Source organism: uncultured Cellulomonas sp. (assembly GCF_963527515.1).
GTDB lineage: Bacteria > Actinomycetota > Actinomycetes > Actinomycetales > Cellulomonadaceae > Cellulomonas.
Map to the genome: position 1 here is coordinate 1 of NZ_CAURTV010000179.1, position 4,070 is coordinate 4,070.

The following is a 4,070-nucleotide window of genomic DNA, read 5'->3' on the forward strand; positions in this document are numbered from 1 at the left end:
GCCGACGCCCGTGCGGCGCTGGCCGCGGCCGGGCTCACCCTCGGCGAGGTGGTGCACGCCGACGCGGTGGCACCGCCCGAGACGGTGCTGAGCAGCGTCCCGGCCGCCGGTGAGCCTGCACGTGCCGGCGACGCGGTGGCGCTGATCCTGGCGACCGGGCTGGTCGGCGTGCCCGACGTCGGCGGCAGGGACGTCGCCGAGGCCCGCACCACCCTGGAGGCCGCCGGTCTGGCGGTCGTGGAGCGGCCCGTACCCGGCCCGATGGCGGGCCTCGTCCAGGGGAGCGAGCCCGAGGCCGGTGCGCGCGTGGCCGTGGGCGGCACGGTCGTCGTGCTGGTCGGTGTCGCGCCCGTCGTCCCGTCGCCGGCGCCGAGCGCGTCCCCCATCACCACGCCCACCCCCTCGACGCCCCCGGACCCGTGAGCCTTCCGGCTGCGCGCGTTCGTCCCCCGTTCACCGGTCCGGCGTCACCCGGTCATCGGTCCAGGTTTCGATCTGCGGAGGCAGCACGGACGAGCAGCGAGGAGCGTGGCAGCGGCGATGAGCACGCAGGTGCGGGTGGACGACCCGCAGGTCGGCCCGGCGCTGCCCCGGCGACTGTCCGGGCGGCTGAGCGGCTCCGACCGCGCCTTCGTCGTCGCGGCCCGCGGGGTGGGCGCCACGGTCCTGCTCATCACCGGTGGCATCGGGGTGTTCCTGGCGGTCCAGGCGTTCCCCACGCTGCGCCGCTACGGCTGGTCGTTCTTCACCGAGACGGAGTGGCAGCCGGAGGCGGACCGGGTGGGGATCGCCGCGGTCCTCGTCGGCACGGTGACGGTCGCGCTGGTCGCGCTGGCGTTCGCGTTCCCGCTCGGGCTGGCCACGGCGCTCTACATCAGCGAGTACGCGCCCGCCCGGATCCGCGGCGCGCTGGTCTCGGTGGTCGACCTCATGGCGGCGGTGCCGAGCATCATCTACGGGCTGTGGGGATTCCTGCTGCTCCAGCCGTACGCCAAGGGGATCGCGCGCTGGCTGCACACCTACCTCGGCTTCCTCCCGTTCTTCCAGGTGGACACCGACCCGCACGCGGCGCTGTGGGAGCAGACCCGGTACACCGCGTCCGCGTTCGTCGCCGGTCTGGCCGTGGCGATGATGGTGCTGCCGATGGCGTCCGCGGTCATGCGCGAGGTGTTCTCGCAGGCCCCGCTCGGCGAGCGGGAGGCGGCCCTCGCGCTGGGGTCGACGCGCTGGGGCGTCATCCGCTCGGTGGTGCTCCCGTTCGGGCGCGGCGGCATCATCGGCGGCACCATGCTCGGCCTCGGCCGGGCCCTCGGCGAGACCATCGCCGTCGCCCTGATCATCTCCCCGGCGTTCGACCTGAAGTTCCAGCCGCTGGAGATCGAGACCAACACCGTCTCGGCGCTGATCGCGCTGCGGTTCGGCGAGTCGGACGACGCCCAGCTCTCGGCGCTGCTCACCGCGGGTCTCGTGCTCTTCCTGGGCACGCTCGTGGTGAACACCGTCGCCGCGATGGTCGTGGCGCGCAGCCGCTCCGGCGTGGGGACGGACATCTGATGACCGTCCTCGACGCGCGGAGCCCCGACACGGCACCCCGCACGTGGGTGCGACCCGCGGACGACCCGACGTCCGCGCCGCCGCCGCGTCGGCGTCGCACCGGTGGGACCAAGGCCGAGGACCGGGCTCTCGTCGTGGGGGCCGTGCTCGCCGGCATCGCGCTCAGCTGGGTGGTCTGCTTCCGGCTGCTGCCCTGGGGCAACCCGCTGGCGTTCGCGCTCACGGCCTTCGCGGTCCTCCTCGCGGTCCTCACCGTCGCCACTGCGGCCACCTCCGACGGGCCGATGGTCACGGACCGGCTCGCGTCCGCCGTGATCAGCGGCGGGGCGGCGGTGGTCGGCATCGCCCTGGTGACCACCGTGGGGTTCACGTTCGTGCGCGGCGCGGGGGCGCTGACCCACGCGAACATGTTCTTCGACGACATGGCAGGCGTCGGCCCACGAGACGAACTGACCCAGGGCGGCGTCCTGCACGCGATCCTCGGCTCGCTCATCCAGATCGCGATCGCGGTGGTCCTGACCGTGCCGCTCGGCATCGGCACGGCCGTGTTCATGACCGAGGTGGGGGGCGGCTTCTCCCGCGTCGTCCGCACGGTCGTCGAGGCGATGACCGCCCTGCCGTCGATCGTCGCAGGGCTGTTCGTCTACACGGTGCTGATCCTCACGCTCGGGGTCCCGCGCTCCGGCATCGCCGCAGCGGCCGCGCTCTCCGTGATGATGCTGCCGATCATCGCGAGGGCCGCCGACGTGGTGCTCCGCGTGGTGCCCGGAGGCCTGCGGGAGGCCAGCCTGGCGCTCGGGTCGTCGCGGTGGCGCACCGTGTGGCACGTGGTGCTCCCCACCGCCAGGGCGGGACTGGCCACCGCCCTCATCCTCGGCGTCGCGCGCGGCGTGGGGGAGACGTCGCCGGTCCTGCTCACCTCCGGCGCCGCGTCGTTCGTCGTCCTCGACCCGACGGCCGGTGCCATGAACTCGCTGCCGCTGTTCATCTTCTCGGCGATCCGCAGCGGCGAGCCGCTCTACGTGCAGCGCGCCTTCGCCGCCGCCTCGATCCTGCTCTTCCTCGTGCTGGCGCTCTTCGTGCTGGCGCGGCGGATCGCCCGACCGCGGACGGGCCGGCGATGACCCGGCTCCCGCGCCCCCGACCTGGAGGACACGTGCCTGATCCGGACCGGCGCCGACTGCGGCGCGTCGTCGCGGCCCTGGGGGCGGTGGTGCTCGTGCTGCTCGCCGGGCAGGCGCCCGCGTTCGCCGCGTACGGGCAGATCGAGGGCACGGGCTCGACCTGGAGCCAGGTGATCGTCGACCAGTGGATCGCCGACGTGGACGCCAACGGGATCAAGGTCGTGTACACCGGCGGCGGGTCGTCCAAGGGGCGCAAGGACTTCGCGTCCGGCACCACCGACTTCGGCATCTCCGAGATCCCGTACCAGCAGACCGACGAGTACGGGAACGCGGACAACGCCAACGGACGGCAGTTCGCGTACCTGCCGATCGTCGCGGGCGGCACCGCGTTCACCTACCACCTGGAGTCCCGGGGGGAGCTCGTGCGTGACATCCGCCTGTCGGGGGAGACGATCGCGAAGATCTTCACCAGCCAGATCACCACCTGGGCCGACCCCGCGATCGCCGCCGACAACAACGGCCGCACGTTCCCGGACCAGCCGATCATCCCGGTGGTCCGCTCGGACGGGTCCGGCACGACCGCGCAGTTCACCACGTGGCTGGACACCGCGCAGCCGTCCATCTGGCGGTCCTACTTCGGTCGGTCGGGGCTGACGTCCTACTACCCGAAGCCGAGCGGGAGCCGCATGATCGGTGCCTCCAGCTCGGACCAGGTGATGAACACGGTCGCCTCGGACGCCGGCAACGGCACGATCGCCTACGTCGAGTACTCCTACCCGATCAACAAGGGTTACCCGGTGGTCAAGGTGCTCAACGCCGCGGGCGTGTACGTGGAGCCCACCCAGTACGCCGTCGCCGTGGCCCTGACCAAGGCCCGGATCAACTCCGACCCGACCTCGCAGAACTACCTCACGCAGATCCTCGACGACGTCTACGCCAACCCCGACCCGCGGTCGTACCCGCTGTCGTCGTACAGCTACATGCTGCTGCCGACCGGGGCCAGCGACCCGCGCATGACGACCAACAAGCGGCAGAGCCTGGTGGACTTCATGTTCTACTCGCTGTGCCAGGGGCAGGGGAAGGCCGGCGCGTACGGGTACTCGCCGCTCCCGCTCAACCTCGTCCAGGCCGGCTTCGAGCAGGTGGCCAAGCTGGGCGCGGCGGACCCGGCCGTCGACGTGAGCAACCGCGACGCCACCACGTGCAACAACCCGACCTTCGTGGCGGGCGACCTCGCGCGCAACAAGCTGGCCGAGATCGCCCCGGCGCCCGCCGAGTGCGACAAGCAGGGCGCCGGGCCGTGCCTGAGCGCGGGGCAGACCGGCGGCGGTGGCGGTGGTGCCGGTGCTGGCGGTGGTGCCGCGCCGGGGACCGGGAGCGGTGCCGGGGGCG

The 4,070-nt window shown here is 72.9% G+C and carries 4 protein-coding genes; all 4 read left to right on the forward strand.

From position 1 onward, the window contains the following. A partial coding sequence (locus tag RYN42_RS19935) for a PASTA domain-containing protein (RefSeq protein ID WP_315099302.1) occupies positions 1-423 on the forward strand: 423 nt, incomplete at its 5' end. Positions 424-540: 117 nt separating this feature from the next. Further along, positions 541-1,554, forward strand: coding sequence for a phosphate ABC transporter permease subunit PstC (gene pstC / locus RYN42_RS19940; protein WP_315099304.1), 1,014 nt, complete (start codon positions 541-543; stop codon positions 1,552-1,554). Continuing rightward, positions 1,554-2,678, forward strand: coding sequence for a phosphate ABC transporter permease PstA (pstA, locus tag RYN42_RS19945; protein ID WP_315099307.1), 1,125 nt, complete (start codon positions 1,554-1,556; stop codon positions 2,676-2,678). Before pstC ends, pstA begins: the two co-directional genes overlap by 1 nt. 32 nt (positions 2,679-2,710) lie before the next feature. Beyond that, positions 2,711-4,070 (forward strand): phosphate ABC transporter substrate-binding protein PstS (locus RYN42_RS19950; protein WP_315099310.1); only part of this gene is annotated, 1,360 nt, incomplete at its 3' end.